Origin of the sequence: Paraburkholderia sp. NMBU_R16 (genome assembly GCF_013282575.1) — a bacterium.
Classification (GTDB): Bacteria; Pseudomonadota; Gammaproteobacteria; order Burkholderiales; family Burkholderiaceae; genus Trinickia.
Window position 1 is genome coordinate 1 of record NZ_JAAAYE010000548.1, and the last position, 233, is coordinate 233.

Sequence of the window (233 nt, forward strand, 5' to 3'; positions counted from 1 at the left end):
CAGGACGGCGACGATCCGTCCCAGGTGGAGCCACTGCTGGAGCAGATTGCCAACCCGATCGGCCGGTTCATTGCCGACGGCGCCTATGATGGCGCGCCGACGTACCAGACGGTGGGCCGTCACAATGCCGGGGCACAGATCGTGGTGCCGCCGCGATCGGGCGCGGTACGCAGTTGCGAAACCGGCCCGCCAACGCAGCGCGATCGCCATCTGGAGGCGATCGCCGCACAGGG

Annotated in this window: 1 pseudogene; it reads left to right on the forward strand. The window is 69.1% G+C overall.

Going from position 1 to position 233, the window contains the following annotated elements:
• Window positions 1-233 (forward strand): annotated as a pseudogene (locus tag GWC77_RS29050) (IS5/IS1182 family transposase); the annotation flags it as partial.